This window comes from Erythrobacter sp. (assembly GCF_035194505.1).
GTDB lineage: Bacteria > Pseudomonadota > Alphaproteobacteria > Sphingomonadales > Sphingomonadaceae > Erythrobacter.
The window spans coordinates 2,098,707-2,125,037 of record NZ_CP136573.1; the positions used below are offsets into that span (position 1 = coordinate 2,098,707).

General features: G+C 62.0%; 29 protein-coding genes. 17 read left to right on the forward strand and 12 right to left on the reverse strand.

Features of this window, described 5'->3' with window-relative positions:
• Positions 1–72: 72 nt before the first annotated feature.
• Complete coding sequence (locus RSE14_RS10440) at positions 73–762, reverse strand: PH domain-containing protein (protein ID WP_324073428.1); 690 nt, start codon at positions 760–762, stop codon at positions 73–75.
• Between the two features lie 320 nt (positions 763–1,082).
• On the opposite strand from RSE14_RS10440, the gene RSE14_RS10445 reads away from it, so the two are divergent.
• The gene (locus RSE14_RS10445) at positions 1,083–2,150 is read left to right on the forward strand and encodes a hypothetical protein (protein WP_324073429.1); all 1,068 of its coding nucleotides are present in this window, start codon (positions 1,083–1,085) and stop codon (positions 2,148–2,150) included.
• Positions 2,151–2,174: 24 nt separating this feature from the next.
• Positions 2,175–3,206, forward strand: a complete 1,032-nt coding sequence (locus RSE14_RS10450) for a hypothetical protein (protein ID WP_324073430.1) — start codon at positions 2,175–2,177, stop codon at positions 3,204–3,206.
• An 87-nt stretch (positions 3,207–3,293) separates the two neighbouring features.
• On the opposite strand, the gene RSE14_RS10455 is transcribed toward RSE14_RS10450, so the two are convergent.
• Together RSE14_RS10455 and RSE14_RS10460 are read right to left on the reverse strand one after the other, a co-directional pair.
• Entirely contained in the window at positions 3,294–3,854 is a 561-nt protein-coding gene (locus RSE14_RS10455; protein ID WP_324073431.1) for a tyrosine-type recombinase/integrase, read from the reverse strand.
• Positions 3,855–4,243: 389 nt separating this feature from the next.
• On the reverse strand, positions 4,244–4,747 hold the full coding sequence (locus RSE14_RS10460) for a hypothetical protein (RefSeq protein WP_324073433.1): 504 nt from the start codon (positions 4,745–4,747) through the stop codon (positions 4,244–4,246).
• An 86-nt stretch (positions 4,748–4,833) separates the two neighbouring features.
• On the opposite strand from RSE14_RS10460, the gene RSE14_RS10465 reads away from it, so the two are divergent.
• Positions 4,834–5,139 carry a DUF6626 family protein gene (locus RSE14_RS10465; RefSeq protein ID WP_324073434.1) on the forward strand — a complete coding sequence of 102 codons (306 nt, stop codon included), beginning with the start codon at positions 4,834–4,836 and terminating at the stop codon, positions 5,137–5,139.
• A gap of 253 nt (positions 5,140–5,392) precedes the next feature.
• Here RSE14_RS10465 and RSE14_RS10470 read toward each other — a convergent pair whose 3' ends face one another.
• The 6 genes from RSE14_RS10470 to RSE14_RS10495 form a co-directional block, all read right to left on the reverse strand.
• Positions 5,393–5,710, reverse strand: coding sequence for a DUF3768 domain-containing protein (locus tag RSE14_RS10470; RefSeq protein WP_324073436.1), 318 nt, complete (start codon positions 5,708–5,710; stop codon positions 5,393–5,395).
• On the reverse strand, positions 5,707–6,111 hold the full coding sequence (locus tag RSE14_RS10475; protein ID WP_324073438.1) for a DUF6641 family protein: 405 nt from the start codon (positions 6,109–6,111) through the stop codon (positions 5,707–5,709). The genes RSE14_RS10470 and RSE14_RS10475 overlap by 4 nt, the downstream gene beginning before the upstream one ends.
• A gap of 109 nt (positions 6,112–6,220) precedes the next feature.
• On the reverse strand, positions 6,221–6,358 hold the full coding sequence (locus tag RSE14_RS10480; RefSeq protein ID WP_324073439.1) for a hypothetical protein: 138 nt from the start codon (positions 6,356–6,358) through the stop codon (positions 6,221–6,223).
• Positions 6,359–6,610: 252 nt separating this feature from the next.
• Positions 6,611–6,976, reverse strand: a complete 366-nt coding sequence (locus RSE14_RS10485) for a hypothetical protein (RefSeq protein WP_324073441.1) — start codon at positions 6,974–6,976, stop codon at positions 6,611–6,613.
• A 115-nt stretch (positions 6,977–7,091) separates the two neighbouring features.
• Entirely contained in the window at positions 7,092–7,802 is a 711-nt protein-coding gene (locus RSE14_RS10490) for an AAA family ATPase (protein ID WP_324073443.1), read from the reverse strand.
• A gap of 69 nt (positions 7,803–7,871) precedes the next feature.
• A complete protein-coding gene (locus RSE14_RS10495; protein WP_324073445.1) occupies positions 7,872–8,672 on the reverse strand; it encodes a hypothetical protein in 801 nt (266 codons plus the stop codon).
• A 172-nt stretch (positions 8,673–8,844) separates the two neighbouring features.
• Here RSE14_RS10495 and RSE14_RS10500 point away from each other — a divergent pair, with 172 nt between their 5' ends.
• The 4 genes from RSE14_RS10500 (at position 8,845) to RSE14_RS10515 (ending at position 12,693) form a co-directional block, all read left to right on the forward strand.
• Complete coding sequence (locus tag RSE14_RS10500; RefSeq protein WP_324073447.1) at positions 8,845–9,696, forward strand: hypothetical protein; 852 nt, start codon at positions 8,845–8,847, stop codon at positions 9,694–9,696.
• 821 nt (positions 9,697–10,517) lie between these two features.
• A complete protein-coding gene (locus RSE14_RS10505; protein ID WP_324073450.1) occupies positions 10,518–11,801 on the forward strand; it encodes a pilus assembly protein TadG-related protein in 1,284 nt (427 codons plus the stop codon).
• On the forward strand, positions 11,798–12,256 hold the full coding sequence (locus tag RSE14_RS10510; RefSeq protein WP_324073451.1) for a TadE/TadG family type IV pilus assembly protein: 459 nt from the start codon (positions 11,798–11,800) through the stop codon (positions 12,254–12,256). The genes RSE14_RS10505 and RSE14_RS10510 overlap by 4 nt, the downstream gene beginning before the upstream one ends.
• On the forward strand, positions 12,256–12,693 hold the full coding sequence (locus RSE14_RS10515; RefSeq protein WP_324073453.1) for a TadE/TadG family type IV pilus assembly protein: 438 nt from the start codon (positions 12,256–12,258) through the stop codon (positions 12,691–12,693). The genes RSE14_RS10510 and RSE14_RS10515 overlap by 1 nt, the downstream gene beginning before the upstream one ends.
• 9 nt (positions 12,694–12,702) lie before the next feature.
• Here the strand turns inward: RSE14_RS10515 and RSE14_RS10520 are convergent, their stop codons facing one another.
• A complete protein-coding gene (locus RSE14_RS10520) occupies positions 12,703–13,728 on the reverse strand; it encodes a LacI family DNA-binding transcriptional regulator (RefSeq protein WP_324073454.1) in 1,026 nt (341 codons plus the stop codon).
• A gap of 216 nt (positions 13,729–13,944) precedes the next feature.
• On the opposite strand from RSE14_RS10520, the gene RSE14_RS10525 reads away from it, so the two are divergent.
• Entirely contained in the window at positions 13,945–14,988 is a 1,044-nt protein-coding gene (locus tag RSE14_RS10525) for a diacylglycerol/lipid kinase family protein (RefSeq protein ID WP_324073456.1), read from the forward strand.
• Complete coding sequence (locus tag RSE14_RS10530; RefSeq protein WP_324073458.1) at positions 14,985–15,938, forward strand: hypothetical protein; 954 nt, start codon at positions 14,985–14,987, stop codon at positions 15,936–15,938. Before RSE14_RS10525 ends, RSE14_RS10530 begins: the two co-directional genes overlap by 4 nt.
• On the opposite strand, the gene RSE14_RS10535 is transcribed toward RSE14_RS10530, so the two are convergent.
• Positions 15,901–16,404 (reverse strand): DUF2141 domain-containing protein, encoded by a 504-nt coding sequence (locus RSE14_RS10535; RefSeq protein WP_324073459.1) that lies wholly within the window; start codon positions 16,402–16,404, stop codon positions 15,901–15,903. The genes RSE14_RS10530 and RSE14_RS10535 overlap by 38 nt on opposite strands.
• Positions 16,405–16,671: 267 nt before the next feature.
• On the opposite strand from RSE14_RS10535, the gene rpe reads away from it, so the two are divergent.
• The 8 genes from rpe (at position 16,672) to RSE14_RS10575 (ending at position 25,329) form a co-directional block, all read left to right on the forward strand.
• A complete protein-coding gene (gene rpe / locus RSE14_RS10540; RefSeq protein ID WP_324073461.1) occupies positions 16,672–17,334 on the forward strand; it encodes a ribulose-phosphate 3-epimerase in 663 nt (220 codons plus the stop codon).
• Entirely contained in the window at positions 17,334–19,202 is a 1,869-nt protein-coding gene (locus RSE14_RS10545) for a heparinase II/III family protein (RefSeq protein WP_324073463.1), read from the forward strand. Before rpe ends, RSE14_RS10545 begins: the two co-directional genes overlap by 1 nt.
• An 8-nt stretch (positions 19,203–19,210) precedes the next feature.
• Positions 19,211–20,812, forward strand: a complete 1,602-nt coding sequence (purH, locus tag RSE14_RS10550; protein WP_324073464.1) for a bifunctional phosphoribosylaminoimidazolecarboxamide formyltransferase/IMP cyclohydrolase — start codon at positions 19,211–19,213, stop codon at positions 20,810–20,812.
• Between the two features lie 570 nt (positions 20,813–21,382).
• Positions 21,383–21,571 carry a hypothetical protein gene (locus RSE14_RS10555; protein WP_324073465.1) on the forward strand — a complete coding sequence of 63 codons (189 nt, stop codon included), beginning with the start codon at positions 21,383–21,385 and terminating at the stop codon, positions 21,569–21,571.
• Positions 21,571–22,254 (forward strand): peptide-methionine (S)-S-oxide reductase MsrA, encoded by a 684-nt coding sequence (msrA, locus tag RSE14_RS10560; RefSeq protein ID WP_324073466.1) that lies wholly within the window; start codon positions 21,571–21,573, stop codon positions 22,252–22,254. Before RSE14_RS10555 ends, msrA begins: the two co-directional genes overlap by 1 nt.
• A 48-nt stretch (positions 22,255–22,302) precedes the next feature.
• On the forward strand, positions 22,303–22,785 hold the full coding sequence (locus tag RSE14_RS10565) for a Fur family transcriptional regulator (RefSeq protein WP_324073467.1): 483 nt from the start codon (positions 22,303–22,305) through the stop codon (positions 22,783–22,785).
• A gap of 68 nt (positions 22,786–22,853) precedes the next feature.
• The gene (gene dxs / locus RSE14_RS10570; RefSeq protein WP_324073469.1) at positions 22,854–24,776 is read left to right on the forward strand and encodes a 1-deoxy-D-xylulose-5-phosphate synthase; all 1,923 of its coding nucleotides are present in this window, start codon (positions 22,854–22,856) and stop codon (positions 24,774–24,776) included.
• On the forward strand, positions 24,754–25,329 hold the full coding sequence (locus RSE14_RS10575; protein WP_324073471.1) for a hypothetical protein: 576 nt from the start codon (positions 24,754–24,756) through the stop codon (positions 25,327–25,329). The genes dxs and RSE14_RS10575 overlap by 23 nt, the downstream gene beginning before the upstream one ends.
• Here the strand turns inward: RSE14_RS10575 and RSE14_RS10580 are convergent.
• Complete coding sequence (locus RSE14_RS10580) at positions 25,319–26,272, reverse strand: MlaA family lipoprotein (RefSeq protein ID WP_324073473.1); 954 nt, start codon at positions 26,270–26,272, stop codon at positions 25,319–25,321. The genes RSE14_RS10575 and RSE14_RS10580 overlap by 11 nt on opposite strands.
• Positions 26,273–26,331 lie beyond the last annotated feature (59 nt).

Consider the following 26,331-nt stretch of genomic DNA (forward strand, 5'->3'; position numbering starts at 1 on the left):
CACGACTGATTGGGGATGGGCGCGCAAGCTCAACCTTTTGCGGTCCTTCCGGTCACTATAATGTTGATGTCATCAAATTTTGGGCGGCGAGTGAATTGAAAAGGATTCCTGATTTTTAACGAATGATTGCCGGAATCCAAGTGGATCGCTTATCCCCACAATGGGTATTGCAGAATTTCCCGTGCCTAACAAAATGACCGTGCCGTAACCGATCATTCCCCCAATAAGGCCCTGCTGGATCTGAATGCTCTCGATGCGAGGGATCAAAATTTCTACAGTATTGCGCTGAAACAAACCGTATTTGGCGACAACTTTTTTATCGGTGATCGCAAGCTCTGTGCTGCGCCATTTTAAGAATGCAGCGCCAAATACGATGATTACGATCGTAAAAAACGGTGGCATACTATATGCGAAGCCTGCGATGAAAAATGCGATTCCAATCAGCATTGTTGGCCACATTGACCAAATGCTGACATGGGCGCGGTACTTGATAGATTCACCAAGAGACAATGTTGTTTGAACGAAGTTTTGCTTCGACTTAGACCAGAGGCTCCATGCTATCGCGACCATCAGAACTAGCGCGACTAGGGGCACGAACTGCACCCAAGCTGGCGGCACATCGGCAGTTCCATTCTGCGCATAAACTGGGGCAGTGTTACCCAACGTCGTCAATGCCAATGCTGCCGTCAGCCCGGCTCGAAGGTATCCTTTGCCCACCCCAAGTCCCCCGTTCTTCAACATCCGGCCGAAATCCGGCCACACCGACAATTTTTGATATAGCATCGATTGAAGAATGGCCAGTGGGCGGTGCCATTAGGAATAGCGGGCCTTCGTTGGCGCGAAGCTGTCGTGTCACATGACCACTCGCAGTCGGTCAGAGCAGCTCCACAGCCGTGCCTAGACGAATGTATCTCGGCACCGACGTCTCCTCACGCCCCGGCTCAGAAAAAACGTGCTGGCTGGGCGGCGTTGAGATTGGTCGTGTGACACGACCGATTGGGGTCGAGGTTTGTACCAAATTGACAACTTTGGCTTGTTGACACCTCGCATCTCTGCGTTTGAAAGGCACATGGGAGTATTCGATGAAGGTTAGCCATCCAGAGGAATCAAAGGGCAGTTGGTCAATTTCGGGAGATCGTATAGAGCGGTCATACCCAAGGAAATCGATTAACCTCGCGGATAATGTAAAAGAAATTAAAGTCCGTGGCCACTCGGAGGCGAGGGACGCTGTTGCGGGCCGCGACGGGTTGCCTCGCGCCGCCGCTGGCGCAGTGTTGGGCTTTCTTATTGCTGGCCCTGTTGGAACGGTTTTGGGTGCTGGCGCTGGCGCTTCTGGGGCAAGTGCGGGCCAAGCAGGGCGCTCTGAGAGCTATAGCGTCATTCTAACCTTCAAAGACTTCCAGTTTTTGCTTGGCGACGTTACCCCCTTCGAGCTTGAGCAGCTGAGAGGTTTTCTAGCCCCCCCCGCTCCATTGGCAGCTCATACAGTCGAGAGTACAGGGGGCAGTTCGGCTGCGCCAAAGGTCATTTCGAATGCCAAGCCGGACGCTTACGCGGCCTTACCTGAACCGATCAAAGGCCGTTCAACAAAGCAGAAGCCATTTCCGATTTCAAAGCTGACGAAGAAGCTCGGGAAGCCACTCGAGGCCAAAAGCGTAGATCTGTTTTTTCGACATCTCCAGGTCGCCTTAGACAGCGTCAACACGATCAAATGGCGGCACTACGATCTGGAGGTAGAGAGCGATCTCGAAATGGCCGAGATTGTGTCAGTCGCATTGTCGGCAACCAGCCACCAAATTCGCCAGCTATCATCACTGTCTGGGACAGCCGATGAGGTTATCGAATTGCTCGTCGCCTACTTCGCCCCCCTCGTTTCAGAGGATGCTGTGCGGAAAGCGTGGTCAAAGCCGAAGCCGTCGTCGGTCATAGCAAAAGCCGGCGCCTTGAAGATATTCAAGAAATGCCGGTCATTTGATCCTCTGCCCGAAACTGTAAGCAAGCCGGAGGCTATGAAGTCGCCAAACGGTGAAGCGTCATTTGATGCTGATGAGATTGAAAGAAAGCTAATAAATCTCAAGAGTTTGCTCGATCGCGGTGTCATTGGCGATGATGAGTATCGTGCGGCCAGGATGAAAACTCTCGGAATCTAACGATATCGAACGAATGGATTGATAATGACGGAATCTAAAAGATCGAAAAAGCAGCTAGCAATTGAATATTTCACATCTCTAGATGATTCTACTCCATTGAGGGATAGGGTTGATTCTTTAGTCGAATATATGAAAATGGAATTCGTGAACGGGCAGACCGAGAGGGTAGTATTTAATTACATTAGGGATATAATCCCTTCTAGTGACATGCCTTCATCTGATGACGAGATTTTTCATAAAATTTTGGCTCAGAAATTTTTAGAAGAAACAAAATTTGATCGCGGCTACTATAACTCTGCCGATGAGAATGATGAGCCGACCCGATGGGATTTGATGACTTCTAGAGAGAAGATTTTAAAAATTCTTCCCTTGATGAATTTATATACGACAGAAGTTTATGCGGCCAATAGTTTTGCTTTCTCAAGACGGAATGGGAAGCTATATTTTGGGAAATATACAGCTGATCAAGAAGTCAGCGACAATGGATGGCTTTCTAGATTTTCCGATGGCGCGGACGCTCTAAAGAACCACTTCCCATTTCTGTCTAGGTGGCAGCTTGAGGAGCCGATGTCGGATGATGCAATGGTCGAGATATCGAAGACTGTCTTGTCTGACGCTGAGGCTGAGGAGGTAAGGGGGCTACTTACTAAGCATGGCAGCTCAGGCCTTGCATTTAAGGCGTTGAAAGAATCCGGTAATTCCAGATCGCGATCGCCTTCCGCTGAAAGGCAAAAAAATACGGGACGGAACGGCGGCCTTGGCGGCGCTATATTGGTCGTGATACTTTTAGCCTTTGTATCTTATATATTCCTTAAGCCGAGCACCTCGCCTAGCGAAAATTCTTCGGAACCTGCAATTGCTTCAGATTATGAAGGGACCAGTGAATATAGATCCGAGTCTGACAGTTCCTACAGCGGACCTTCGTCTTCAATCCGCGAGAGCATGAACTCTGAGCAGCGTGAAAAATATGATAATATGAGCTCCGAAGGTAAGGCCTACGTCGATGATCAGATGCGGCAATATGATGAGTATTGTGCTGGTTCGTCCGATTGCTGATCATGCTTCAGAGGGGACATTACGAAATTTTTTACGATCCGTTCCCCTCGTTACAAGCACTCGTGCCACACGACGATTCGTGGTCAGTCAGAGCAACTCCACCGCCGCACTGAGCTGATCCGGGTTCACGTCGATGTACCGCTGCGTGATCTGAATACTGGAATGACCGGCCAAGGCAGCCAGCAAGCGGACATTGATGCCCTTGTTGGCCAGTCGGGTGATAAACGAGCGCCTGCCGGAGTGGCTGGATGCCCCAGCAAGCCCGCATTGCCCGTATATGTAGAGGAACAGCTGGCACATGGTGTTGGCTGAGAAGTGACCACCTTTCTGACTGGCGAACAGCGGATCAGTGGCTTGCGCTGTTGCTGGCACGAATGAGCGCAACTCTCGCCGCAGCTTCTGGTTCAGGTAAACAGTGCGAGTGACGCCGCCCTTGGTCTGCGCTTTATCAAGCGTGAACTGATCGCGGATTTGACCATCATCGCTGCGCACATCGCCAACAGTCAGCGCAGCTATCTCTTTGGCGCGAAGTCCGAGGTGGAAACTGACCATAACAATGGCCCGGTCACGTGCTGCATGTCGCCTTGTGGCACAGTGAGCCATGACCAGCTTCAGTTCTGCCTCATTGAGCGTCCGCGCCTGCTTCATCGACCAAAAACCTCATATTATCAGTAATATGGGTATATATTCTTAGGTTATGGCCAGTCGACCGATTTAGGGCAGAAAAGACCTCCAAGGACTTCAATGGGTTCGGGTGAAATCTAATATAATAGTGATTTCATTAGGTTATGAAGCTCACTGCTTCGCAGCTTGCTTACGGCTGCTGATTGCCGTTCGTTCCGCTGTCGCTTCACGTCCTGCAATCCTTGCCGATGTTTTTCATCGTCGCTGCCGCTGTGTGGGATGGTCTAGGTGTATCAGGTACAGGACCACTAAAGCACCGGACGAGGCGGCGCTGGGTGAATTTCAAATGAGTGAGCTGGTTCAAACGGGCGAGGCGCTCCAATGCGTTGCTGCTCTCGCCCTCCCGTTTCACCCTATATGCAGATGCGCTCAACACCGCGCTTCAGGGTGTAGTAGGCTTTCCTGTTTGCTTCGCGGTCATCCGCGATGTTTTTAATGTCCACGGCGTATTCGCCATTCATGATCCATGGATTGCCTTCCGCAACGCCGCACACGGCCATGCGGAAGCGTTCTTCGCTGACGCCATCGGGTTTAGCGATGAGCAGGTGCAAGTGATTGCGCTGTGCTCTCCCGTCTCCCTCGATTGCAGACAGACTGGGGAGAATGGGCCTGTGACGATCCCATGCCACCCTTGGTGTCAGGCGTTTTGAAAGTGACTGCATGAAGCCTTCGTGGACCCGTTGATAGATCACGTCATCGCCACGTACCCAGCATTTCAAGCCGTGTTCGCCGATGATCATGCGCCCTTGGCACAGCGATAATGTGATGAAGTGTGTGGGTTGGACGTGGTCGAGGATTTCTCGCGTCATCCGATCCTTGAGCGAAAGGGGCGCTCTGCCCGCGTTTTGTCCCTGCATGTTGCTTCTCCGATAAATATGCAGGGAGGGATGCGCTGATCGCCAATCCCGTCCTGCGCTGTTATTTATCAACGGGGACACGAAACATGCAGAAAACGGTTATAAATGAGGTCTTTGACCTCCTTCACACCATCAAAGCGGTGGACAGCGAGAGCGAGTTTAGCAGGGACTGGCTGGGGCGCAGCGAATGCTATCTGCGCACATTACGGTTCAAGAACGCTGAGCCGTCTGTCGCCACCATCGCCATCTGCGCGTCCAAGCTACAGCACTATGGCAATCAGTTGGTTCAACAGACCAATCACCGAGCGCTGGGTGAGCGATTTCTGGTCTTGAGCCAGCAATGCCATGCCCAGATCAATCAGCAGAGCAAGGCGCTGTGGCTTGGCCGTTGAAGGTCAGACCTCCATTGTAACATATTACTTTCAGTATGTTGATGGGTCGACCGGAAAGGCTGGGGCGCTGGCAGAAAATCTGCACTGCAATTTTCACGCGATCCCGATTCTGGATCGGGTGGGTTTTCGCCCACGTGCCCCCGGTGTTTTCGCAGCAACAGCAGGTCATGCAGAACCGGGCAATTTTAGTACGGTTGCACGATGGCCATCAAGCAATCGGGATGCAGCGGACCGTTGGCCCACAGACTATGCGTCAATACTCTTCGGCCAACATCACCGTCAGCACCCGGCAAGTCACTGCGGGATCGGTGGGATCGGGCGAGTGCATCAAAAGGTCCAGGTCGTAGTAGTCGAACTTCCAGAACACCGTGTGTCCACCATGCTCCAAGGCACCAAAGTCGTGCTCGCCATAGGCGTCATTGCTGGGCGTGAAATCGGTGAAGCTGCGCACCCGTTCAATCACTGCTTCGAGGTCATCAAGCCCCGCGATGCCCTGCGTGATCACCAAGCGGCAATTGGTCAGCGTTGTCCTGGCATGATCGTTGAGCAGCGCGATGGCGGTGGCGGTCATGCCTTCTGCCGCTTCGATACCGCTGCAATGGCTTCATCCAGTTCGCCAGCCTTCACGGCAGCTTCAATCGCGTTCAGTGCGGTTGCCACTTCCTCGCGCTTGGTGACGAATACGGCATTGCTCTTGGCATCCAGCATCAACGGGCGAGCGCCATAACGGCACTGCACGTACCAGCCATTGTCCTGCTGGAAAAACCATGGACGGACCTTCTTGGGCAATTCGACCAGCGCCTTGTTGCCGTTACCGTCATCCTTCCAGCGCTGAACGCGGGTGATGTAGGCATCGCCCCGCATCATCGCGTCCAGCACCAGCTTCTGCTCGCCAATTGCGGCGATGAGCTTTTCCCGACGGGCAATGACAGGATCTTTCTGGACCATGCGCTGCACGGTCTTCAGGTTCAATTTGGCTAGGCTGGACAATGCGTTTCTCCATCTGTTGATGGCGTCACGCTGCTTTCAGACGATTGTTATGTCGATCTAAATCAGAACGATCCGGCCAATTGGTTGCAGATCACCGTGTGCGGAGCTTCTTCCATTGCTGCTCCAAATCCCTGCGCCGCTTCTGCGCGTCTTTCTCGCGCTTCAAGGCATCCTTGGCCTGATCCACGTTGCGCTTCATCGAATACACGCGATGCTGCGCCGGGGTCATGGGTTTGATAGGCTTGAGGGTGGATGGGGCAAATTCGTGTAATCTCATGCCGGTATTTAGCATTTGGCGGGTAGGCCGTGCACGCTCGGCAGTCGGCCAATGCTTCTCCAGTTTTTATGCCCAAAACCGTTATGGGAGCAGCGCGGACCCTGCTGTATGGGCTCTGATGTGGCGACTGTTCTCAAGCGACCCGGGGCAGTCGCCACAACTCGCCTAGCTTTTTGACCTTGCGTGCCTTCTCCAGCGTTTCGGTCAGGCCTCCCATTCATCGACCTCGGGAGGATCGTAGAAGGCGCTGACGCTATAGAACTTCAGATCTGCACCGAACGTCTCATTATAGGCAGCGATCATATGCCTCGTCTGAAGGCCAATTCGGTCGACAAATTCGTGAAGATTCTGGTGGCTAACAGTGATGGGCACGGCAGGATGCTCACCACGCAGCGTGGGCTTGCCTTCGAACGTGACAAGGTCCCAATCCACATCGCTGAAGCCTGCATAATCGATGTGGTCCACCAAGGCTTGGGCGAGTTGCACAGCTTGCAGCGGCGCCAGCTTTTTAAACGTAAACTCGATTGCAGTGATTTCGAAGGTGGGGTTGAATTCAAAACCATCAAACATCTGAAATTCCTTTTGTATGTAGACCGGTCTGCACGGGGCAAAGCTTCGCCGTTCTCCGGAAAGCGGCATGCTGTTCCAAAATGTGCAGCCCGGAATTTCTTAGTGGTAGGTCGCGTTAGGGCTGGATGCCGCTTCCGCCGTTGAGGACCGTCAGAGAGGGGGTGGTTTTCTGGGCGCCGGCAGGCTGAACAAAGGTAGGAGCATTCAAGCGCAGCACGCATTCCTGCAACCAATCCGTCAGAGCGCGTGCGTCGCCTGCGAACCCATTGAGCAAGAACTGAACCTCAGCGAGCGCGAGTTCAAAACCCTCAGCAGCGAGGATAGTTTGTGCGCGAGGAAGCCAGTCATTCACCGTGGGCCACTCCACTTGGAGCTTGTGAAAGCGGCTCTTCAGCGGGTCGTCGAGGTCATGCAGATTGTTGGTCGTGCAGATGATGGTGCCGGATTTGTGGTCGTCGATGAAACCGCGCAGCTGGTGCTTCATCTTGTCCGCAAACCAATCCACCTCATCAATCACGATGAAGCCACGTGCCGCTGCACCCAAGCTGGTCTGTGCGCTCCAAGAGCTAAGAATTTGGCTGAAATCCGTGCCCTTGAAGTTCTTGGGATTGATATGCTCATTCACCATGCTCCCGGCCGTGCCGGGGCACAGCGTGTCCACCAGAATACGAGCCGCTTCAGATTTTCCGGAGCCGGGAGGGCCGTAGAGCAAGAGGTGCTTGGTACGCTTGCCTGCGGCATATTCGCCGATGGTTTCGGCCACATGGGGATCGCGGAAAACGAGGTCGGAGATCGACCGGGGCTGATGCTTCTCTTCAAAAGTCATGACATATCTCCAGAATGTGGTGAGGGCATTCGGGCAGCGCATCTCTGCACTGCCCGATGATTTGCCGGATTACGCGGCGTTCTGCTGAAGGACGCCGATGTCGTTTGACGCGGTCTTGAAGGCCTGCAGATTTGCCGAGAGCTGCGCGTCCTGCTGATTCAGGAGATCAACTTCTGCCTGCTTGTGCGCCTGATCGACCAGGCCCTTGCCGCCAGCAGCAAGCACAGTGTTGACAACAGCGGTGTTGCCAGTGCCAAAAACGATGCTGCCCGTGCCATCCGGATTGCGACGCACAAGTGCGACGCTGTAGCGCTGCCCCGCTTCAGGCATCAGCTGTTCGGGAATTGCAAAACCAGCGAACAGAGCGGGAAGCGTGGGATCGGCGAACTGCGTTTCGGCAACGTCGCGGTTGCGGGACTTGATCTTTGCAGGGCTATCCTGACCAGCCTTAACACCCGAACGACGAATTTCCTCGATGCCGTGATTGGCAACGATGAACTGCGAGATCGTGGCGCTGGTTTGGCCGTGGGCGGCAGCAACCTTGATCACACGAGCATAAGCGTTGACGCGGTTCTTGATCTTCTGTTCCGCGCCCGGAGTGGCGAACACAAGGCGTGCAAGACGCAGCTCAAGGCTGGTGTTCTCGGTGAAATCGACACCAAGGAGGCGGAGGTATGCGTTCAGGCCCTTAGCCAACGAAGGATCGTGCTTAATCACATTGTAGAGATCGAGACAGCCGCCCAGCAGCTTGTACAGCTCGGCATTGCTGGTCGCGTACGACCCCTTCTGCCAAACTTCGCGCTGCGCGATCAGGTTGTCTGCCACGGTCGAGAGCGTTTCGGCGGTGACGGTGGTGTTGAGAGTCGTCATATTTCTATCTCCTTTTAGATGTGCCGCGAGTTGTTTGACGGCGTGTGGAACGTGCCGGGGCAATGCCTCGACGAGCACGTAATCATCTATGGAGGGGGCAAGCGTCATCTGGCGGCATTGACGCGCGGGTTAATGTTGCCAACCTGCTGCTGCGGAATTTCTGGAGGGTGCAATGCTCAAGCTATTTGGAAGAACATATACTTTTCAGTATTTTCCACCGAGCAAAAGGCGGGGCGACGTATATGGAGGTAAGCCGCCTAAGCCTCCGTTTCCGGAAGCAACGTCAGAACAAAGCAGCGTCTACTACTACTGGTGGCTCTTTCTCCGGGAGAACGCGGATTACATTGCTACCTGCGAGAATGGCGGGCGTGGACCATGTGCAGAAATCTACAGAGATTTTGGCGATGTCCGGGATGGCAATTTCAAGATTTGGTGGGAAACGCGAGGGTGTGAACTCTTCTGCGAATTGGATGACGCACCCCATAAGCCTTCCATCTCGCGCATAAACGACGGAAATGTTGGATTTAGGGAGCTTGATCCGACGGCTGACAATGCGATTGTGATCGCCGTCAACCGTCATTCCAACTTGAATGTGGCCCTAGCAGAAATTCGTGAGCTTCTTGAGTTTGAGTTGGTACCTGATCCTGATCAGCCCCCGAGCACAGCCCTATATCCTGTCTTCACCAAGCCAGTCTTGCATTCGTTGCATCGATGTTACGAGGTCCATAAGCTGCGCTTGGCTAACCCATCTATGCCTTTGCATGAGTTTGGTATTCTTTGCGGCGTATATGAACAAAGCGGACCCGTAGATACAACCACCAAAAAGGACTCTGCCAGTGCAGCGAGCCGTACTCTTGCGCAGGCGAAGCGCCTAATCGAGAACGTCGGGCTCGGTGCCTTTCCCGTTATGACCCGAGCACATGAGGCTGACGTATTCAATTTCCTTTCAGATAAGCGTGAACGCTACGCGGAATACAAGCGCCGTATTCAGTTGGCTGAACTGGGGGGGCACTGGTGCGTGTGACATGCCATGCTCAACACTAATGTTCGCAACACCCTGAAATCTGCGTTGCGAGCCCCAGACAGCGCACGGAGCAGCGTCAGGGGCGCTTGGGTAGCTGGCACAGGCTTCTTATGCGCTCAGGCACTGTTTCCGGGGCTGGTGCTGTACGGTGGCAAACGGCATAGACGATGGGTGCGCTCACAAGCCCGCGAAATCAAAAACTTGAGCCACACACAATAAGCGGATCATAAGCAACCGGAAAATCGGGCTGATTTTCTTCAACCCTTTCAATAGCTTGCAAGAGCGCGCTGCCCTCCGAAGGCAGAGGTCACAGGTTCGAATCCTGTCGGGTGCGCCAACAAGGCCCGCTCCCTGCAAAGGGGGCGGGCCTTGTCGGTTCTGTCCGGGCAGATTCGAATCCTCTTCGGAACCGGAGCGCGCAGCGCGCAGGTGGCGGAGCCGCGTAGCGGCGCAGCAATCCTGTCGGGTGCGCCAATGCTTTTGCGCTTTCTCCGGAAGAACCGCGCAGCCCATTAAATCCTGACAGAGCTCTCGGGTCAGGCCGCAGCGGTTAATGATTGGCTCTTCGTCTTCCAGTGCCCGCGGGCCATCATCTTGAGCTTGCAGGACTTGTCCCGGAAAAGCCGGTTAATCCGCCCTTCCTACGCGCAGAACCAGTGTTTGCGGCGCGCTCGAAGAACCCCGCAATTACACCGAAATGGCCTGTCACATTCCGGTATCAACCGGTCGCGCTGATACGCTTTGTTTACCTTTTTCCTTCAATTCTGGCGATGGTCCGAATGAGAAGGTCCGGCGCGCCAGAACGTGTCGGGGGGTAAGCTATGAAGAAGATCAAGCAGCTGCTCTCGCAGATAGCCCGGAATATCTCCGGAAACGCTCTCGTCCTCGTGGCAGCCGGCATGCCGGTGCTGGTCGGCGGAGCGGGCTTCGCGGTCGATGTGGCCCAGTGGTATATGTGGAAGCGCGAACTGCAATATGCGGTCGACCAGGCGGCCTATGCCGGTGCCTGGGCGCGCGCCAATCCCACCAGCGAAAACACCTACGCCACCCGTGCGCAGCAGGAATATGACGCCAACGTCTCGAAGGTGGTCGCCTTCGACACCGCGCCGGTGATCGCGATCGCCAATTACGGCAACGGCACCCAGAACTCCGTCGTCGTCACATCGAGCGCCACGCGCCGCCTGCCCTTCAGCAGCTTCCTGACCGGCGCCGCGGCGACCATCACCGCCCGCGCCCAGGCCAGCTTCCGCGCTGGCGAGGACTACAACGCCTGCCTCATCTCGCTGCGCAACAGCGGCACCGGCACCAGCATCGGCGGCAATGCCGAGGTGCGCGCGCGCTGCGGCCTTGCCGCACTGTCCTGCGACGAGGACGCTATTGTGATTGATGGCTCGGCCACCGTGGTGACCGATTCGATCGCCGCCTGCGGCACGGTCAGCTCCACCGATCCGGATCATGAGGACATCATCGTCGAGGACGTGATCGGCCTGCGCGATGCCTATGCCTCGCTGGTGCCGCCGGTGAACAACACCCCGCGCTCTGTCACATGCACGGGCCGCGGCCAGAACCGTCAGGCCTCGCTGCTGCCGGGCACCTACAGCAGCCTCGTGATCAGCTGCAACACTGTGCTGGCGCGCGGGATCTATGTGATCAACGGCGGCCTGCTCGATCTCACCTTCAACGCATCCATGGTCGGCAACGGCGTGATGTTCGTGCTGCGCAACGGCGCGCAGATGCGGCTGGGCGGCATGGGCAATGCCAATGCGATCAACCTCACCCCGATGGTGGCGGCCGACTTTGCCGGCACACCCTATGCCAGCCAGGCGGCGAACCTTGCCGGTATTCTCGTGTTCGAGGATCGCAACAACAATCCCAGCGGTGACCACATCTTCAACGGCAATTCGAACTCGCTGATCGAAGGGCTGATCTATCTGCCCGACGGCAACCTGCGCGTGAACGGCACGGCTGACGTGGCGGCGCAGTGCCTGCAGATCTCGGCCTATACGATCGATATCCGGGGCGGGGCTTTCCTCGAAACCCTGTGCCCGATCAGCCAGACCACCAGCGCCGGCACCTCGGTCGCTGACGTGAGGCTGGTGGCATGATGGGCCGCGCCATGCTTCGCCGCCTGCTGCGGGACGCCCGTGCTTCGATGGCGATCGAGACCGCGATCGTCGCGCCGACGCTGATCATGATGACCTTGGGCGCCTTCGAGGTCAGCACCATGGTGGCGCGCCAGCAGGAATTGCAGACCGCCGCCAACGAAGCGGCGATCATCGCAGTCGCCACCAATCGCGGGGCATCTGTGACGCCGGACCAGCTGGCGGCGATCATCCGCTCCTCGGTCGATGTCAACGCCAACCAGCTGACCATCAGCCAGCGCTTCCGCTGCGGCACCAGCGCCCAGCTGGTGACGGCGCGCAGCAGCTGCACCACCGGGCAAGCGGTCTCGACCTACATGACCATTTCGATCACGGACCAGCATGAGCCGATCTGGCATGCCTACGGCCTCGGTCGGGCGATCAATTTCTCGGTCCAGCGCACGGTGCAGGTGTCGTGATGGCCCACCGCCCGGTGTTTTCGGCCCTGCTGCGCGATGAACGCGGTTCGATGGTGGTCGAATTCGGATTGCTGGCGCCGGTGTTCCTGATGCTGGTGTTCGGGATGCTGCAGGTCGCCTTCTACATGCAGCACCTCAACGCGGTGCAATCGCTCGCCTCCGACGGCGCGCGTTTTGTGATGATCGAATACCAGAAGAACAATCCGCTCAGTAACGACCAGATCCGCGAAGTGCTGCTGTCCCGTGCGACCAGCCAGCAATATCTGCTCGACACCGACCGGGTGCAGATCACCGTCGACCGGTCGGGCGCGAGCCGCGTGACCGGCGCGACCGAGATCGATCTGACCGTCAACTACACGCTCGAGAACTTCATTCCCGGCGTCACGCTGCCGCTGTCGGTGATCAGCTACACGCGCTCGGTCTGGGTCGTCACCTAGCGCGGTCTGTCAGATCCCCCGCGGCGCGCGGGCGAGGCTGGCGCGTTCGATCAGTTCGAGTGACGGAGGCGGCGGGAGCGCGGCCTCGCCGGGCGTCTCGGCCTTCGCGATCAGGCGGGTGCAGGCCGCAGCGAACAGCGTGCCTGCCGGCATGTGCAGCGCGGCCAGCGGCGGCTGGCAGGCGGCGAGCGCCGGATCATCTTCCAGACTGACGAGCGAGAGCGCCTGCGGCACGGCAATTCGCAGGCTCGCCGCGACATGCAGCACGGCGAGCGCGTTTGCGGCCCTTTCGGTGATGATCGCGGTCGGCCGGATGGTCGGCACCAGCCATGCCCGTGCCAGCTCCAGCGTCGCACCGAGATCGGCGGCGACATCGGCGGTGAAGTGGTGATGCGCGCGGCTGCCGTTATCGGCCATGACGCGGCGGTATCCGGCAAGGTTGGCCTGGCTCACCGCCGGATCGCCTGCGCCTGCGATAAAGCCGATCTGGCGGTGGCCCAATGCCATGAGGTGCCGCGCCGCCGCCTCGCCCGGATTGCCGGCCACCACGCTCGCACCCGTGCCGGAAAGCGTCTCGCGCCGGAGGTTCCGGCTCTCTACCAGCGCCGCCAGATCGCGCCGCCGGTCAAGCGGGGGGAGCAGGATCACGCCTTCGGGCTCCAGCGCGCCGATCGCTGCGGCAAGCTGCGCCACCCCTGCCGCCGCCTCGGTTTCGGCGGGCAATTGTTCGAAGATCAGGCGGTAGCCATGGGCGTTGCAGGCGGTGGTCCCCGCCAGCAGCAGCTGACCCAGTGGCTGGGCTGCGGGCAGGCCTTCAGCCGGAGCGGCAAAGACGGCGAGCAGGATGCGGCTGCGCCCGCCCGCCATGCTGCGCGCGGCCGCGCTCGGCACCCAGCCCAGCGCGGCAATGGCGGCCTCGACCCGCGCCTTGGCCTCTGGGCTGACCCGCGGACTGCGGTTGATGACGCGCGACACGGTCTGGCGCGAAACGGCTGCCGCGCTGGCCACGTCCTCGATGGTGATGCCTCGTCCCACCGGCGCTCTCTTCCGCTTGTTCTGCTTGTGCGACCGCAGGGCCTTGTGGCCGTTGCAGATGTGACAATGATGACAATGTGAGCGATCACGCAAGCAAATTCTTGTGCGGCCTCGCCCGTTCATCTCCGGCACAGGGCGGCGCTGCCACAGGGCGCCCGGCCCCTTGCGTGCAACATCGCAGTGGAAGTTTGAGGGCGGGGTTACTATAGGACGCTCATGCCGACGCCGATCTACGAGTTTGCGCAGATACCGCGGGTCGATCCCGCCGATCCGGTGCGCAGTCGCAAGGAGCGGCCGCGTGCGGGCGGCGAGGCGCCGGTGGTCGGCGTGATCTACAACCCGCGCAGCCACCGCAATCTGGGCGCCGATTTCGACTGCGGCCTGTCGCCCCATGTCCACATCGCCCAGCCCGGTGCGCGCGCGCAATTGCCTGCCGCGCTGGCGGAATTTGCCGCGCGCGGGATCGATCTGCTGGTCATCAACGGCGGCGACGGGACAGTGCGCGATGTGCTGACCTGCGGGCGTCCGATCTTCGGCGATGACTGGCCCGCGATCGCGGTGCTGCCCAAGGGCAAGACCAACGCGCTCACCGTCGATCTCGGCATTCCTGATAACTGGACGCTGCAGGACGCGATCAACGCGCTCGATCACGGCAACCGTGTGTGGCGCCGCCCGATCGAGATCACCCCGCAGGGCGCGCCCGAGGGCGCGGAATCCGGCGTCTCCGGCTTTATTCTCGGCGCAGGGGCTTTCACCACCGCCACCCGCGCCGGGCAGAGCGCGCATCGGCTGGGCGCGTTCAACAGCCTCGCCGTCGCGGTAACGGCGGCCTGGGCGCTCACGCAATCGCTGTTTGCGAGCCGTTCCAACCCGTGGCGGCGCGGCGCGAAGATGCGCATCGGCCTTGGTGCGGGCGATGTCGCGATGGCGCATAGCGGCCACGGCGATCCGGAGATGCGGCAGGTGCTGTTTGCCTCGACGCTCGAACGCCTGCCCGCGGGCATCCGGCCGTTCGGCTTCCTCAAGAACGGGCTGAAGCTCGTCGCGGTTGACCAGATCTCGCGCCGCACCACGGCGCTGATCCCGCTGGCGGCGGCGGGCAAGATCCAGTCGGGCCTGCGTGAGCGCGGCATCCACCAGCTCGCCGCGAGCCAGTTCACCCTGTCGATCGACGATCAGTTCATCCTCGACGGAGAGGCCTTTCCGGCGGGCGACTATCTGGTCGGCCAGGGGCCGGAGCTTGCCTTCGTCAGCCCATGACGGTGGCTCCCGGCGCGCGGGATAGCGCGCTTCACCAGCGTATTGCGAACCAGCTTGCCGCGCCGGTCGATCCGGCAGTGGCGGGCTTTGCAGCGGCACTCGGCGCGGCGGCGGGGGCGCGGGCCGTGCTGTTCTACGGATCGAACCTGCGCACCCGCTCGCTCGACGGGGTGCTCGATTTCTATGTCCTGCTGCCCGGCCCCGCTGCGGACGAGCCCCGGATCTGGCCCACGGTGAGCTATCACGAGCGTCCGCACGCCGACGGCATCACCCTGCGCGCCAAGGTCGCCACCATGCGGCTGGAGACCTTCGCCAAGGCGGCGGGGGGCGAATTGACCGAAACCACCATCTGGGCGCGCTTCGTCCAGCCGAGCGGCCTGGTGTGGACCGCGGACGAGACAGCCGGCGATGACGTCACTGCCGCCATCGCATCGGCCTGCACCACGGCGGCAAGGCTCGCTGCGGCGCTCGGCCCTGACAGCGGCACGGCGGAGGATTACTGGCGCAGCTTGTTCCGCGCCACCTATGCTGCCGAATTCCGGGTCGAGAAGGGCGGGCGCGAGAACGACATTCTTGCCGTCAACGCCGCGCATTTTGCGGGCCTCCTGCCGCTGGCGCTGGAGGCGGGCGGGATCCCGCCACGCATGGCGGGCGAGCGCCTGTCGCCCGATCTGCCGCACTGGCAGCGCGGCGTTATCCTCAATTGGTGGCAGCGCCGCCGCCGGCTTGGCAAGCCGCTCAATCTGCTGCGCCTCGTCAAGGCCAGCACCACCTTCGAAGGCGCGGCGCGCTATGCCGCGTGGAAGATTGAGCGGCACACCGGCCTGCCGCTCGAAGTGACGCCGCTCAGTGAACGCTTCCCGCTGCTTGCCGCGCCCCGCGTGCTGTGGGCGCTCTGGCGTCACCGCCGCGCTAGCTCTGGTACTTCACCTGGATCGCGATCCGGGTGACGCCCGCTCCGGCAGAAAAGCGCGTCTTGGCGAGATCGGGCGCGCGCGGGATGCCGAGGAAGGTCTTCACCTCCGGATTGTTCGACATGCCTGCGCCATCGGACGAGAAATCCTTCTCGCGGTTGCCGTTGGCGTCATGCTGGACGACGATCGCGTAATCGCCTGCTGCGGGCAGCGGCACGCACACGCTCATCGCGCCCTTGCGCGGGGTCGTGTCGATGCGGTGGATGTAGCGGCGGCTTTTCAGCCAGTCGCTCTCCTTCGCGCGGTAGGTGCGCACGAACAGGTTGCCGCTCGCGGACTTCAGCCCCGTGATCTCCACCCGCACCGCCGGACCCTTGCCCGCCGCGCACAGGCTCATGTCATTGTCGATCTTGCCCCCGAGCGCCTGCGCGGCCAGCGGGCTGGCACCGGCAAGACCAAGCCCGAGCGCGGCGAGCGCGCCCAGCGGCAGAAGAGCGGTCATAGCGGCATTCATCGGCGGATCCTGAGACAATGGTGAGAGAGGCCGGGGCACGGGCGCTGGTTCGGTTTGCGCATGACTATCGCCCTGCTGGCAGACAAGGGCAATGGCAGGCTCTGGCTGAATTGCGGCTTAATCATGCGAATATCGGCGGATTTGCGCGATCTGGCGGGCCGCCGCCGTGGAAAACGGCGGTCTGGCGGGTGTCCCCCGATTCGCGCCTCCCGTATTGGAGTTAACACGCCGTCACAAAAGGCCCTGCGCCGCATCATGCCCACGCCGCTGATTTCGCCCTCGATCCTCTCTGCCGATTTCGCCCGGCTGGGGGAGGAAGTGCGCGCGGTGGATGCAGCCGGTGCCGACTGGATCCATATCGACGTGATGGACGGCCATTTCGTGCCGAACATCACCATCGGCCCGGATGTGGTGAAGGCCCTGCGCCCGCACACGACCAAGACCTTCGACGTCCACCTGATGATCTCGCCGGTCGACCCTTACCTTGAGGCTTTCGCGGCTGCCGGTGCGGACATCATCACCGTCCATCCCGAGGCCGGGCCGCATATCCACCGCACCCTCCAGGCTATCCGCGCATTGGGCAAGAAGGCGGGCGTGGTGATCAATCCCGGCACGCCGGTCGAGGTGCTCGACAACCTCATGGACATGGTCGATCTGGTGCTGGTGATGAGCGTCAATCCCGGCTTCGGCGGGCAGAGCTTCATTCCCTCGCAGCTCGCCAAGATCGCCCGCATCCGCGCGATGATCGAAGCCGAAGGGCGGCCGATCCACCTCGAGGTTGATGGCGGGGTCAATGCCGAAACCGCGCGCCTGTGTGTCGCGGCAGGGGCTGATGTGCTGGTGGCGGGTTCGGCTACGTTCAAGGGCGGGCCGGACGCCTATGCTGCCAATATCGCCGCCTTGAAGGGGATAGGGTGATGGCAACGCTGCTGCGCACCCCCGCAGGCCGCCGGGCCGATGCGCTGGTGGAGCGGGTGGTGGATGTTCCGGTGCTGACGCTGGCCGAAAGCCCTGCGCCTGCGGTTGAAGCGGCGCCCGCACCCCTGTCCGAAGAGCCGGGTCGCGCGCTGGCTCTCAGCGATGTGATTGCCGCGCCCGCGGGCCCGGGCGAGGCGCTGATCCGCTTTGCCTATCGCCTCGGGATTCCCGGCCACGCCTTGAGCCAGCCCTTCCGCCGTCCGCAGGCCTTGCGGGTGCTGGCGACCGTCGAAAGTCCCAATCGCGGCGACCGCGCGGCGGGCACGGCCCTTCGCGCCGGGCACTTCCTCGTCCTCGGCGCACGCCTGCCGATCGCGCAGCTCGATTTCACCGGCTCCGCCCGTCCGGCGCCGGCGCTGGAGCGGGTGCTCCATTCCTTCAGCTGGCTCGCCGATCTCGCCGCTGCCGCCCAGCGCGCCGACGCGATTCCCGTCGCCGAGCGGATCACCTCGCTGTGGCTCCATGCCCACAAGGAGCCCGGCAAGGGCCCCGCATGGGAGGTCGAGCACGCAGGCCTGCGCCTCCTCGCCTGGCTGGTCCACGCACCGCTGGTGCTGGCGGGCAATGACAAGAGTTTGAAGTCGCGCATGCTCGCCGCAATCGGCGAGACCGCCAGCTGGCTCGACAAGCGCGCGGGCCGCGAGGCGCCGGGGCTGGCGCAGGTGGCGGGCTGGGCGGGGATCGTCGCAGCCGGATTGCTGCTCCCCCACGGAAAGCCGCGCCGCCTTTATGGCGAGGCGGGCCTCGTCAAGGCGCTGGGCGACATGGTGGGCGAGGATGGCGGCGTGCTGTCGCGCTGCCCCGCCGCGCAGCTTGAGGCGATCCGCCTGCTGACCGATCTGATCGCCTGTTATGATGCGGTGCGGGTTGCGCCGCCGCCCGCGCTGCAAGTGATGCGCGAGCTGTTGGTGCCGCCGCTCCTCGCCCTGCGGCACGGCGACGGCGCGCTCGGCAACTGGCAGGGGCAGGCGGCGATCCCGGCAGACCGGGTGAATGCCGTGATCGAGGCTTCGGGCGTGCGCACCCGTCCGCTCGCCACCGCGCAGGGCTGGGGCTATCAGCGCATCAAGGCGGGCGACACGCTGGTGCAGTTCGATGCCGCCCCGCCGCCGCGTGCCCGCCATGTGCGCACCGGCTGCGCCTCCACGCTGGCCTTCGAGCTGTCCGACGGCCCGGCGCGGGTGATCGTCAATTGCGGCGGCGCGGCGCTTGCCGGAGGGCAGGTGCCCGCGCGCATCGGGCAGGGCCTGCGCGCCAGTGCTGCCTTCTCGACGCTGGTGCTCGACAACGCCAATTCCACCGCCGTCCTGCTCCACGGCCAGCTCGGCAAGGGGGTCGAGACGGTGGAACTTGAGCGCCGCATGGTCCCCGCCCGCGGCCGCGAGGCGACGCGGATCGAGGCTGCGCATGATGGCTATGCCGCGCGCTTCGGTCTCACCCACCAGCGCATCCTCACGCTTTCGGCCGACGGCACCGAGCTGGCGGGCGAGGATATCCTCGTCCCCGCCGCCAAGAACGGCAAGCGCGGCAAGATCGCCTTCGCGATCCGCTTCCACTTGGGGCGCGGGGTCGAGGTGCAGCTTTCGGGCGACAGGCGCGGGGCAAGTCTGCTGCTGCCTGACGGTCGGCTCTGGCAATTCCGGATGGGCGGCGATAGGGCGGGCGCCGGCGAGATCACCCTGTCTGCCGAGGACAGCCTGTGGGTCGACGGCGAAGGCCGCCCGCATGCCACCGAGCAGCTGGTGATCGAGGGACTGGCATTGCGCAGCGGGGGACAATTCTCCTGGCTGCTGAAGAAAACAGGATAGATTCCATCATGGTTGAAGGTGTGATCCGGCGGGCACTGTTGTCAGTGTCCGACAAGAGCGGTTTGGCTGATCTGGGCCGCGCTTTGGCGGAACGCGGCGTCGAGCTGGTAAGCACCGGCGGCACCGCAGGCTGCTTGCGCGATGCGGGCCTCAGCGTGAAGGACGTGTCGGACCTTACCGGCTTCCCCGAGATGATGGACGGGCGGGTGAAGACCCTCCACCCCACCGTGCATGGCGGCCTCCTCGCCCTGCGTGACAATCCCGAGCACGTCGCCGCGATGGAGGCCCACGGGATCGGCGCGATCGATCTGGTGGTGGTCAACCTCTATCCCTTCGAGGCGACCGTCGCCAAGGGCGCGAGCCGCGAGGAAGTGATCGAGAATATCGACATCGGCGGGCCGTCGATGGTGCGCTCGGCGGCGAAGAACCACGGCTTTGTGACGATCCTCACCGATCCGGCGGACTACGCCACCCTTGTCGAGGAAATGGACGCCAACGGCGGCGCCACAAGCCAAGCCTTCCGCACGCGGATGGCGGGCAAGGCCTATGCCCGCACCGCTGCCTATGATTCCGCGATTGCCAGCTGGTTCGCCTTCTCGCCTGCCGCTTCGGACGAGCCGACGCTGTTCCCCGAAACCCTCCCCCTCGCCTTCAAGCGGGCGGACACGCTGCGCTATGGCGAAAACCCGCACCAGTCGGCGGCGATCTACGTGCCGCAGGTGGCGGGCACCGCGGGGGTTCCGCAGGCCACGCAGTTGCAGGGCAAGGAACTCAGCTACAACAATCTGAACGATGCCGATGCGGCGCTGGAACTGGCGGCGGAATTCGCGGGCCAAGAGCCTGCCGTGGTGATCGTCAAGCACGCCAATCCTTGCGGCGTGGCGCAAGGCGGCTCGCTGCTGTCGGCATGGGAAGCGGCGCTCGCTTGCGATTCTGTTTCGGCCTTCGGGGGCATTGTTGCCGTCAACACCGAGCTTGATGCCGCCACCGCCGAGGCCATTTCGGCGATCTTCACCGAGGTGGTGATCGCGCCTTCGGTGAGCGCCGAAGCGCGCGAGATTTTCGCGAAGAAGAAGAACCTGCGCCTGCTCGAATGTGGGCAGCTTCCGAACCCGCGTCGCGGCGGGCTGGCGATGAAGACCATCGCGGGCGGCGTGCTGATCCAGTCGCGTGATGCCGGGGCGATTTCCGCCGACGATCTCAAGGTCGTCACCAAGCGTGCGCCGACGGCGCAGGAATTGAAGGACTGCCTCTTCGCCTGGACGGTGGCGCGGCACGTCAAATCCAACGCCATCGTCTATGCCAAGGACGGCGCGACCGCAGGCATTGGCGCAGGCCAGATGAACCGCCGCGATTCGGCGCGCATCGCCGCGATCAAGGCTGCCGAGGCCGCCGAGACCTATGGCTGGCCCGCCTCCCGCACGGTCGGCAGCGCGGTCGCCTCGGACGCCTTCTTCCCCTTCGCCGACGGACTGCTCGCTGCCGCCGAAGCGGGCGCGACCGCCGTGATCCAGCCGGGCGGCTCGATCCGCGACGACGAGGTGATCGCCGCCGCCGACGCAGCCGGCCTCGCGATGGTCTTCACCGGGATGCGGCATTTTAGGCACTGATTGTGTGGGAGGGCGCCTCCGCGCCCTCCTTCTCGCTGTGTTTCGATCCCTGCGGGATCGAGCAGCTGCGGCTCGGCCGCGTGGCCTCGCGGGCCTTTGGCCCGAACATCGCGATCCTACATTTGTTGCGCTAGCTGGCGCATGCCTCGCGGGGGTCAAAGCGGGCTCATCGCGGGGTCAAGTGCGCGCTAACTCGGGGTCAAACGGGGGCTAGCGGGGGTCTGGGAAATAGGATTTCCCGCGTCATTCTTCTGAAATCGAACAGTTTTCCTGCCCTGCCCGATGTTTCACGCCCAAAAAACCTCGCCGCCCGCTTTCCAGCCGCTTTGCACCCTATCGCGGGGGCTGTTCTGTAGGAAAGTGCTCTCGGCGCGGGCGCTGCTCTCGCTTGGCCGCATCCGCGCCACGGCCTGGCCTGTGCCCTCTTAAACGCAACTTTTCGCGGCCGTCTGCGTATCTACATCGCGGCCGCAAGCCTTGCTTCTGCCTGCCCGATCCGTTCATCGCGTCGCAATTCGGCGGCGGGCATGGGGGAGAGGACAGACACAAACCCGAATCACGAGCCCTCCCATGCGCCTCCCCTCTCCCGATCTCCTCCGCAACTTCGCATTCGGCTTCGCGCTTGGCGCGCTGATGGTGGCGGGGCTGAACGCGCATGGCTTTACCGGCGATCTCTCCTCCGCCGCCCATGCCGAACCCGCGGCCGAGCGGCTCCAGCCCGCGAGCGAGTTCGTGATCCCGGCGGAAAAGAGCCGTTGATGCGTCCCTTTGCCACGCTGGTCGCCGCTGCCGCGCTCTCGCTCACAGCCTGCGCCGGCCCCGCCATCGCTGCCGAGGAGCCGGTCAACGCACCCGCCGCCACCCGCGTCGCAAAGGAGGCGAAGGGCCTCAAGACCGCGATCTTCGCGGGCGGCTGCTTCTGGGGCGTGGAGGGCGTGTTCAGCCATGTGAAGGGCGTCACTTCGGCGGTCTCGGGCTATCACGGCGGCTCGGCGGCGACGGCGCAGTACGACACCATCGTCTCCGGCGGCACCGCCCATGCCGAGGCGGTGCGGATCACCTATGATCCGGCGGTGGTGCGCTACGACCAGTTGCTGCGCATCTTCTTTTCGGTGGTGGCCGATCCCACGCTCAAGAACCGGCAGGGCCCCGATGTCGGCACCCAGTATCGCGCCGCGCTGGTGCCGGTGAACGCCGAACAGGCCGCCGTCGCCAAGGCCTACCTCGCGCAGATGGGCAAGTCGGGCGTGTGGAAAGCGCCGATCGTCACGCGGATCGAGGCCTACAAAGTCTTCTACCCGGCGGAAGCCTATCATCAGGACTTCATGCTGAAGAACCCCAAGCACGGCTATATCATGCGCTGGGACGCGCCCAAGGTGGCCGCGCTCAAGGCGATGTTCCCGACCTTTTACCGCGCTGCCTTTTTGAAGGATGCGGGTTAGGCCTGTTCCGGCTTTGCGAAGCGGCCGCCTGCCTCTATATTCGCAGCTATGGGACAACATTCGCATAGCCACGCAACCAGCCATTCGCACCGCGAGCTGCATGGCGAGAGCCTGATCGAAGCCGCCGCGCGCGCGCTGGCCGCTGCGGGCGAGCAGTGGACCACCATGCGCGAGACCGTGTTCACCGAGCTTGCCCGCCATGATCGCCCGGTGTCGGCCTATGACATTGCCGACAATCTCTCGGCTGCGCGCGGCAAGCGGGTGGCGCCCAATTCGGTCTATCGCATCCTCGATGTCTTCGTGGCGAACAACCTCGCATTGCGGGTCGAGAGCGCCAATGCCTATCTCGCCAACACCCACCCGGGCTGCGCGCATGACTGCATTTTCCTGGTGTGTGACGAATGTGGCGAGGCAGCCCATGTCGATGACGAGGAGGTGAGCCGCGCCGTCCGCGCCATCGCCGCCGCCCGCGAATTCAAGGCGGAACGTCCGGTGCTGGAGATCCGGGGGCTGTGCAAGGCCTGCGCCTGATCGCGTCACTTTGACGTCGATCAAGCCTTACATCGACACGCCGCTTATCAATGTGTAAAGCTGGCCGGATGAATCAACCGCCGCACACGCCTCTGCTTGATCTGGTCAATACGCCCGACGATCTGCGCCGCCTCAAGCCTGAACAACTTCGCCAGCTCGCCGATGAACTGCGCGCCGAGATGATCGACGCGGTCAGCACCTCGGGCGGGCACCTTGGCTCCGGCCTCGGCGTGGTCGAGCTGACCGTCGCGCTGCACTATGTGTTCAACACCCCGCAGGACAAGCTGGTGTGGGACGTGGGCCACCAGTGCTATCCGCACAAGATCATCACCGGCCGCCGCGATCGCATCCGCACCCTGCGTCAGGGCGGGGGCCTTTCGGGCTTCACCAAGCGGTCCGAGAGCGAATATGATCCCTTTGGCGCGGCCCACTCCTCGACCTCGATCTCGGCGGCGCTCGGCTTTGCCATTGCCAACAAGATGATGAACCAGCCGGGCCGCGGAATCGCGGTGATCGGCGATGGTTCGATGAGCGCGGGCATGGCCTATGAGGCGATGAACAACGCGGCCGAGGCGGGCAATCGCCTCGTCGTCATCCTCAACGACAACGACATGTCGATCGCGCCGCCGGTGGGCGGGCTGTCGGCCTATCTGGCGCGGATGGTGTCCTCCAGCGAATATCTCGGCATCCGCAGTCTGGCATCGCGCGCGATCCAGAAGATGAGCCGCCGGTTGCACGACGCGGTCGGCAAGGCGGAGGAATTCACCCGCGGCATGGTGACCGGCGGGACGCTGTTTGAAGAGCTGGGCTTCTATTACGTCGGCCCGATCGACGGCCACAATCTCGATCACCTGCTGCCCGTGCTGGAGAATGTCCGCGACACCAGCGAAGGCCCGGTGCTGATCCATGTCGTGACCGAGAAGGGCAAGGGCTATGCCCCGGCGGAAAACTCGGCCGACAAGTATCACGGCGTGCCGAAGTTCAACGTCGTCACTGGCGAAAAGGCCAAGGCTGCGCCGAGCGCGCCCGCCTATCAGGACGTGTTCGGCCTGACGCTGGCGAAGCTTGCTGAAACCGACGACAAGATCTGCGCGATCACCGCCGCCATGCCGTCCGGCACCGGCGTCGACAAGTTCGCCAAGGCGCACCCCACCCGCACCTTCGATGTCGGGATTGCCGAGCAGCACGCGGTGACCTTCGCGGCGGGCCTTGCCGCGCAGGGGATGCGGCCGTTCGCGGCGATCTATTCGACCTTCCTCCAGCGCGCCTATGATCAGGTGGTGCACGATGTGTGCATCCAGAATCTGCCCGTGCGTTTCGCGATTGACCGCGCAGGCCTGGTCGGCGCTGACGGGGCGACCCATGCGGGCAGTTTTGACGTCACCTATCTGGCGACGCTCCCCAATATGGTGGTGATGGCCGCCGCCGACGAGGCGGAGCTGGTCCACATGACCTATACCGCCGCCGAATATGACGCTGGCCCCATCGCCTTCCGCTATCCGCGCGGCAACGGCACCGGGGTTCCGCTGCCGGAAGTTCCGGTGAAGCTCGAAATCGGCAAGGGCCGGTTGGTGCGCGAAGGCACCAAGGTTGCGATCCTGTCACTCGGCACGCGGCTGGGCGAGGCGCTGAAGGCGGCTGACCAGCTGGAGGCCAAGGGGCTTTCGACCACGGTGGCTGACCTGCGCTTCGTGAAGCCGCTCGACGAAGCGCTGATCGCCCGGCTGATGCGCAGCCACGAGGTGGTGATCACCGTCGAGGAAGGCTCGATCGGCGGCCTTGGCGCGCATGTGCTGACCTTTGCCAGCGACGAAGGCCTGACCGACAACGGATTGAAGGTGCGCACGCTGCGCCTGCCCGATACCTTCATCGATCACGATGATCCGATGAAGCAGTATGACGAGGCCGGCCTCAACGCACCGCAGATCGTGGACACGGTGCTGAAGGCGCTGAAGCACAACAGCACCAATGTCGAAGAGGCGCGTGCCTGACGCGGTTCGGGAGAGCGCGCCCGAGCCGTTTGTGGCGTGCTTTTCCCTTCCCAAACTGATTGGCTGGATCGCCGGTTCGGGCATCTTCGCCGCGCCCTGCCTGCTGCTGGTTCCCGGCCTGTCGGGCAGCGCAGGTCCGGGCGGCGTTTTGATCGGGCTGGTCGGCCTGATCGGCAGCCTGTTCTTCGGCGGGATTGCGGCAGTTCAGACGCTGCGCCTGTTCGACCGCCGCCCGCAGGTGGTGATCCACAATGGGAGCATCTACGTCCGCCCGCATGGCGACATGCGGATTCCTCTGCGTGCGATCAAGGGGGTGCACAGGGATGCGGGGCGGCTGAGCCTCACCCTGCACAAGCCCGCGAAATACCCGATCGAGAGCCGCCACCGCCGCTTCATCTGGCGGCTGAACGGCAGCGCGGCGCGCGGGTTCTTCGGCGATGTGTGGATCTGGTCGAACCAGCTCGATCACCCGCGCGATGCCTTCCTCGCGGCGATCGCGGCGCATCGCCCCCTGACCGATTTCGAACGGCGGCTGGCCGGGATCAGCGCGTAGCCACGCCGCTGCGAGCGGTGAGCTGCACCTGTTCGATCAGCGATAGCGGCGGGGTGTCGGGCGCTGGCGCCGGAGCGGGTGGGGGTGCGGCTTCGGGCTCTGGCACCGTCTCGCCCTTCAGCTCCGCGATCTCTCTCGCGCGCTTCGCCAGATAGGTGTCGCGGCGCATGGCATAGGGATCGTCGGAAGCGGCGATGTCCTTCAACTCTGCATCCACCTCCAGCCGCTGGTCGAGGCCGTTGACCACGAAATAGGTCACCGCATAGGCCGGCTGGCTGAAGGGCTTGCCCACCGCGAAGGGCAGCAGCGCCTGATCCAGCGTGCTGCCGATGATATCGCGCAAGGTGGTCGCGCCGGTCACCGGCAGATAGAGGTATGGCCCCGGCCCCACCCCGTAAAAGCCCGCCGTGTTGGCAAAGCCGTTGCGGCGATAGGGCAGGCCGATCCCCGGCTTGCCCGCCACGTCGATCAACCCGCCCAGCCCCAGCGTCGAATTGATCGCCAGCCGTCCCAGAGTCTCGAACGCCTTGCCGACCTTGCCTTGCAGCAGGAAATTCAGCGCATTGCTCGGCTCGCCGAGGTTCTTGACCACATTGCCGAGGCCATCGCGGATCGGCGTGGGCAGCCCGTCACGATAGGCATAGGCGACCGGCTCGATCACGGCCTGATCGACAGCATTGGTGATGCGGTAGCTTTGCGCGTTGAACTTTTCGGCCGGATCGCCGGCGGGCGGGCCATATTCACCCTCGACCACGATTTCGCCGTTCTCGTCCTGCGGTGCGTCCTGCGGTTCTTCGGGGGCAGGCTGCTCGGGCGGCGGGGGTGCCTCAGCCAAGGACCATGCGGCCACCTCCACGGCGGGCGCGGGCGCAGGCGCGCCCTGCACGGCGAGGGCGGCGCTCATGAGCGGCTGCGAGACTGTCAGAAACACGAGGCTTGGCATGACATTCCTTTGTTTCCACCCTGCGGCCTGAAGCCTATACCCAAGCTGAATTTCCCGCC

What these genes read in the sequence shown, in the direction of transcription:
- RSE14_RS10510 (WP_324073451.1), top strand. Translation starts at nt 11,798, where the DNA reads ATGATGGGCCGCGCCATGCTTCGCCGCCTGCTGCGGGACGCCCGTGCT.
- RSE14_RS10575 (WP_324073471.1), top strand. Translation starts at nt 24,754, where the DNA reads ATGTCGAAGAGGCGCGTGCCTGACGCGGTTCGGGAGAGCGCGCCCGAG.
- RSE14_RS10545 (WP_324073463.1), top strand. Translation starts at nt 17,334, where the DNA reads ATGGCAACGCTGCTGCGCACCCCCGCAGGCCGCCGGGCCGATGCGCTG.
- purH (WP_324073464.1), top strand. Translation starts at nt 19,211, where the DNA reads ATGGTTGAAGGTGTGATCCGGCGGGCACTGTTGTCAGTGTCCGACAAG.
- RSE14_RS10460 (WP_324073433.1), bottom strand. Translation starts at nt 4,747, where the DNA reads ATGCAGGGACAAAACGCGGGCAGAGCGCCCCTTTCGCTCAAGGATCGG.
- RSE14_RS10490 (WP_324073443.1), bottom strand. Translation starts at nt 7,802, where the DNA reads ATGACTTTTGAAGAGAAGCATCAGCCCCGGTCGATCTCCGACCTCGTT.
- RSE14_RS10450 (WP_324073430.1), top strand. Translation starts at nt 2,175, where the DNA reads ATGACGGAATCTAAAAGATCGAAAAAGCAGCTAGCAATTGAATATTTC.
- RSE14_RS10465 (WP_324073434.1), top strand. Translation starts at nt 4,834, where the DNA reads ATGCAGAAAACGGTTATAAATGAGGTCTTTGACCTCCTTCACACCATC.
- msrA (WP_324073466.1), top strand. Translation starts at nt 21,571, where the DNA reads ATGCGTCCCTTTGCCACGCTGGTCGCCGCTGCCGCGCTCTCGCTCACA.
- RSE14_RS10445 (WP_324073429.1), top strand. Translation starts at nt 1,083, where the DNA reads ATGAAGGTTAGCCATCCAGAGGAATCAAAGGGCAGTTGGTCAATTTCG.
- RSE14_RS10515 (WP_324073453.1), top strand. Translation starts at nt 12,256, where the DNA reads ATGGCCCACCGCCCGGTGTTTTCGGCCCTGCTGCGCGATGAACGCGGT.
- RSE14_RS10580 (WP_324073473.1), bottom strand. Translation starts at nt 26,272, where the DNA reads ATGCCAAGCCTCGTGTTTCTGACAGTCTCGCAGCCGCTCATGAGCGCC.
- RSE14_RS10505 (WP_324073450.1), top strand. Translation starts at nt 10,518, where the DNA reads ATGAAGAAGATCAAGCAGCTGCTCTCGCAGATAGCCCGGAATATCTCC.
- RSE14_RS10500 (WP_324073447.1), top strand. Translation starts at nt 8,845, where the DNA reads ATGCTCAAGCTATTTGGAAGAACATATACTTTTCAGTATTTTCCACCG.
- rpe (WP_324073461.1), top strand. Translation starts at nt 16,672, where the DNA reads ATGCCCACGCCGCTGATTTCGCCCTCGATCCTCTCTGCCGATTTCGCC.
- RSE14_RS10565 (WP_324073467.1), top strand. Translation starts at nt 22,303, where the DNA reads ATGGGACAACATTCGCATAGCCACGCAACCAGCCATTCGCACCGCGAG.
- RSE14_RS10485 (WP_324073441.1), bottom strand. Translation starts at nt 6,976, where the DNA reads ATGTTTGATGGTTTTGAATTCAACCCCACCTTCGAAATCACTGCAATC.
- RSE14_RS10480 (WP_324073439.1), bottom strand. Translation starts at nt 6,358, where the DNA reads ATGACCCCGGCGCAGCATCGCGTGTATTCGATGAAGCGCAACGTGGAT.
- RSE14_RS10470 (WP_324073436.1), bottom strand. Translation starts at nt 5,710, where the DNA reads ATGACCGCCACCGCCATCGCGCTGCTCAACGATCATGCCAGGACAACG.
- RSE14_RS10525 (WP_324073456.1), top strand. Translation starts at nt 13,945, where the DNA reads ATGCCGACGCCGATCTACGAGTTTGCGCAGATACCGCGGGTCGATCCC.
- RSE14_RS10535 (WP_324073459.1), bottom strand. Translation starts at nt 16,404, where the DNA reads ATGACCGCTCTTCTGCCGCTGGGCGCGCTCGCCGCGCTCGGGCTTGGT.
- RSE14_RS10455 (WP_324073431.1), bottom strand. Translation starts at nt 3,854, where the DNA reads ATGAAGCAGGCGCGGACGCTCAATGAGGCAGAACTGAAGCTGGTCATG.
- RSE14_RS10555 (WP_324073465.1), top strand. Translation starts at nt 21,383, where the DNA reads ATGCGCCTCCCCTCTCCCGATCTCCTCCGCAACTTCGCATTCGGCTTC.
- dxs (WP_324073469.1), top strand. Translation starts at nt 22,854, where the DNA reads ATGAATCAACCGCCGCACACGCCTCTGCTTGATCTGGTCAATACGCCC.
- RSE14_RS10530 (WP_324073458.1), top strand. Translation starts at nt 14,985, where the DNA reads ATGACGGTGGCTCCCGGCGCGCGGGATAGCGCGCTTCACCAGCGTATT.
- RSE14_RS10495 (WP_324073445.1), bottom strand. Translation starts at nt 8,672, where the DNA reads ATGACGACTCTCAACACCACCGTCACCGCCGAAACGCTCTCGACCGTG.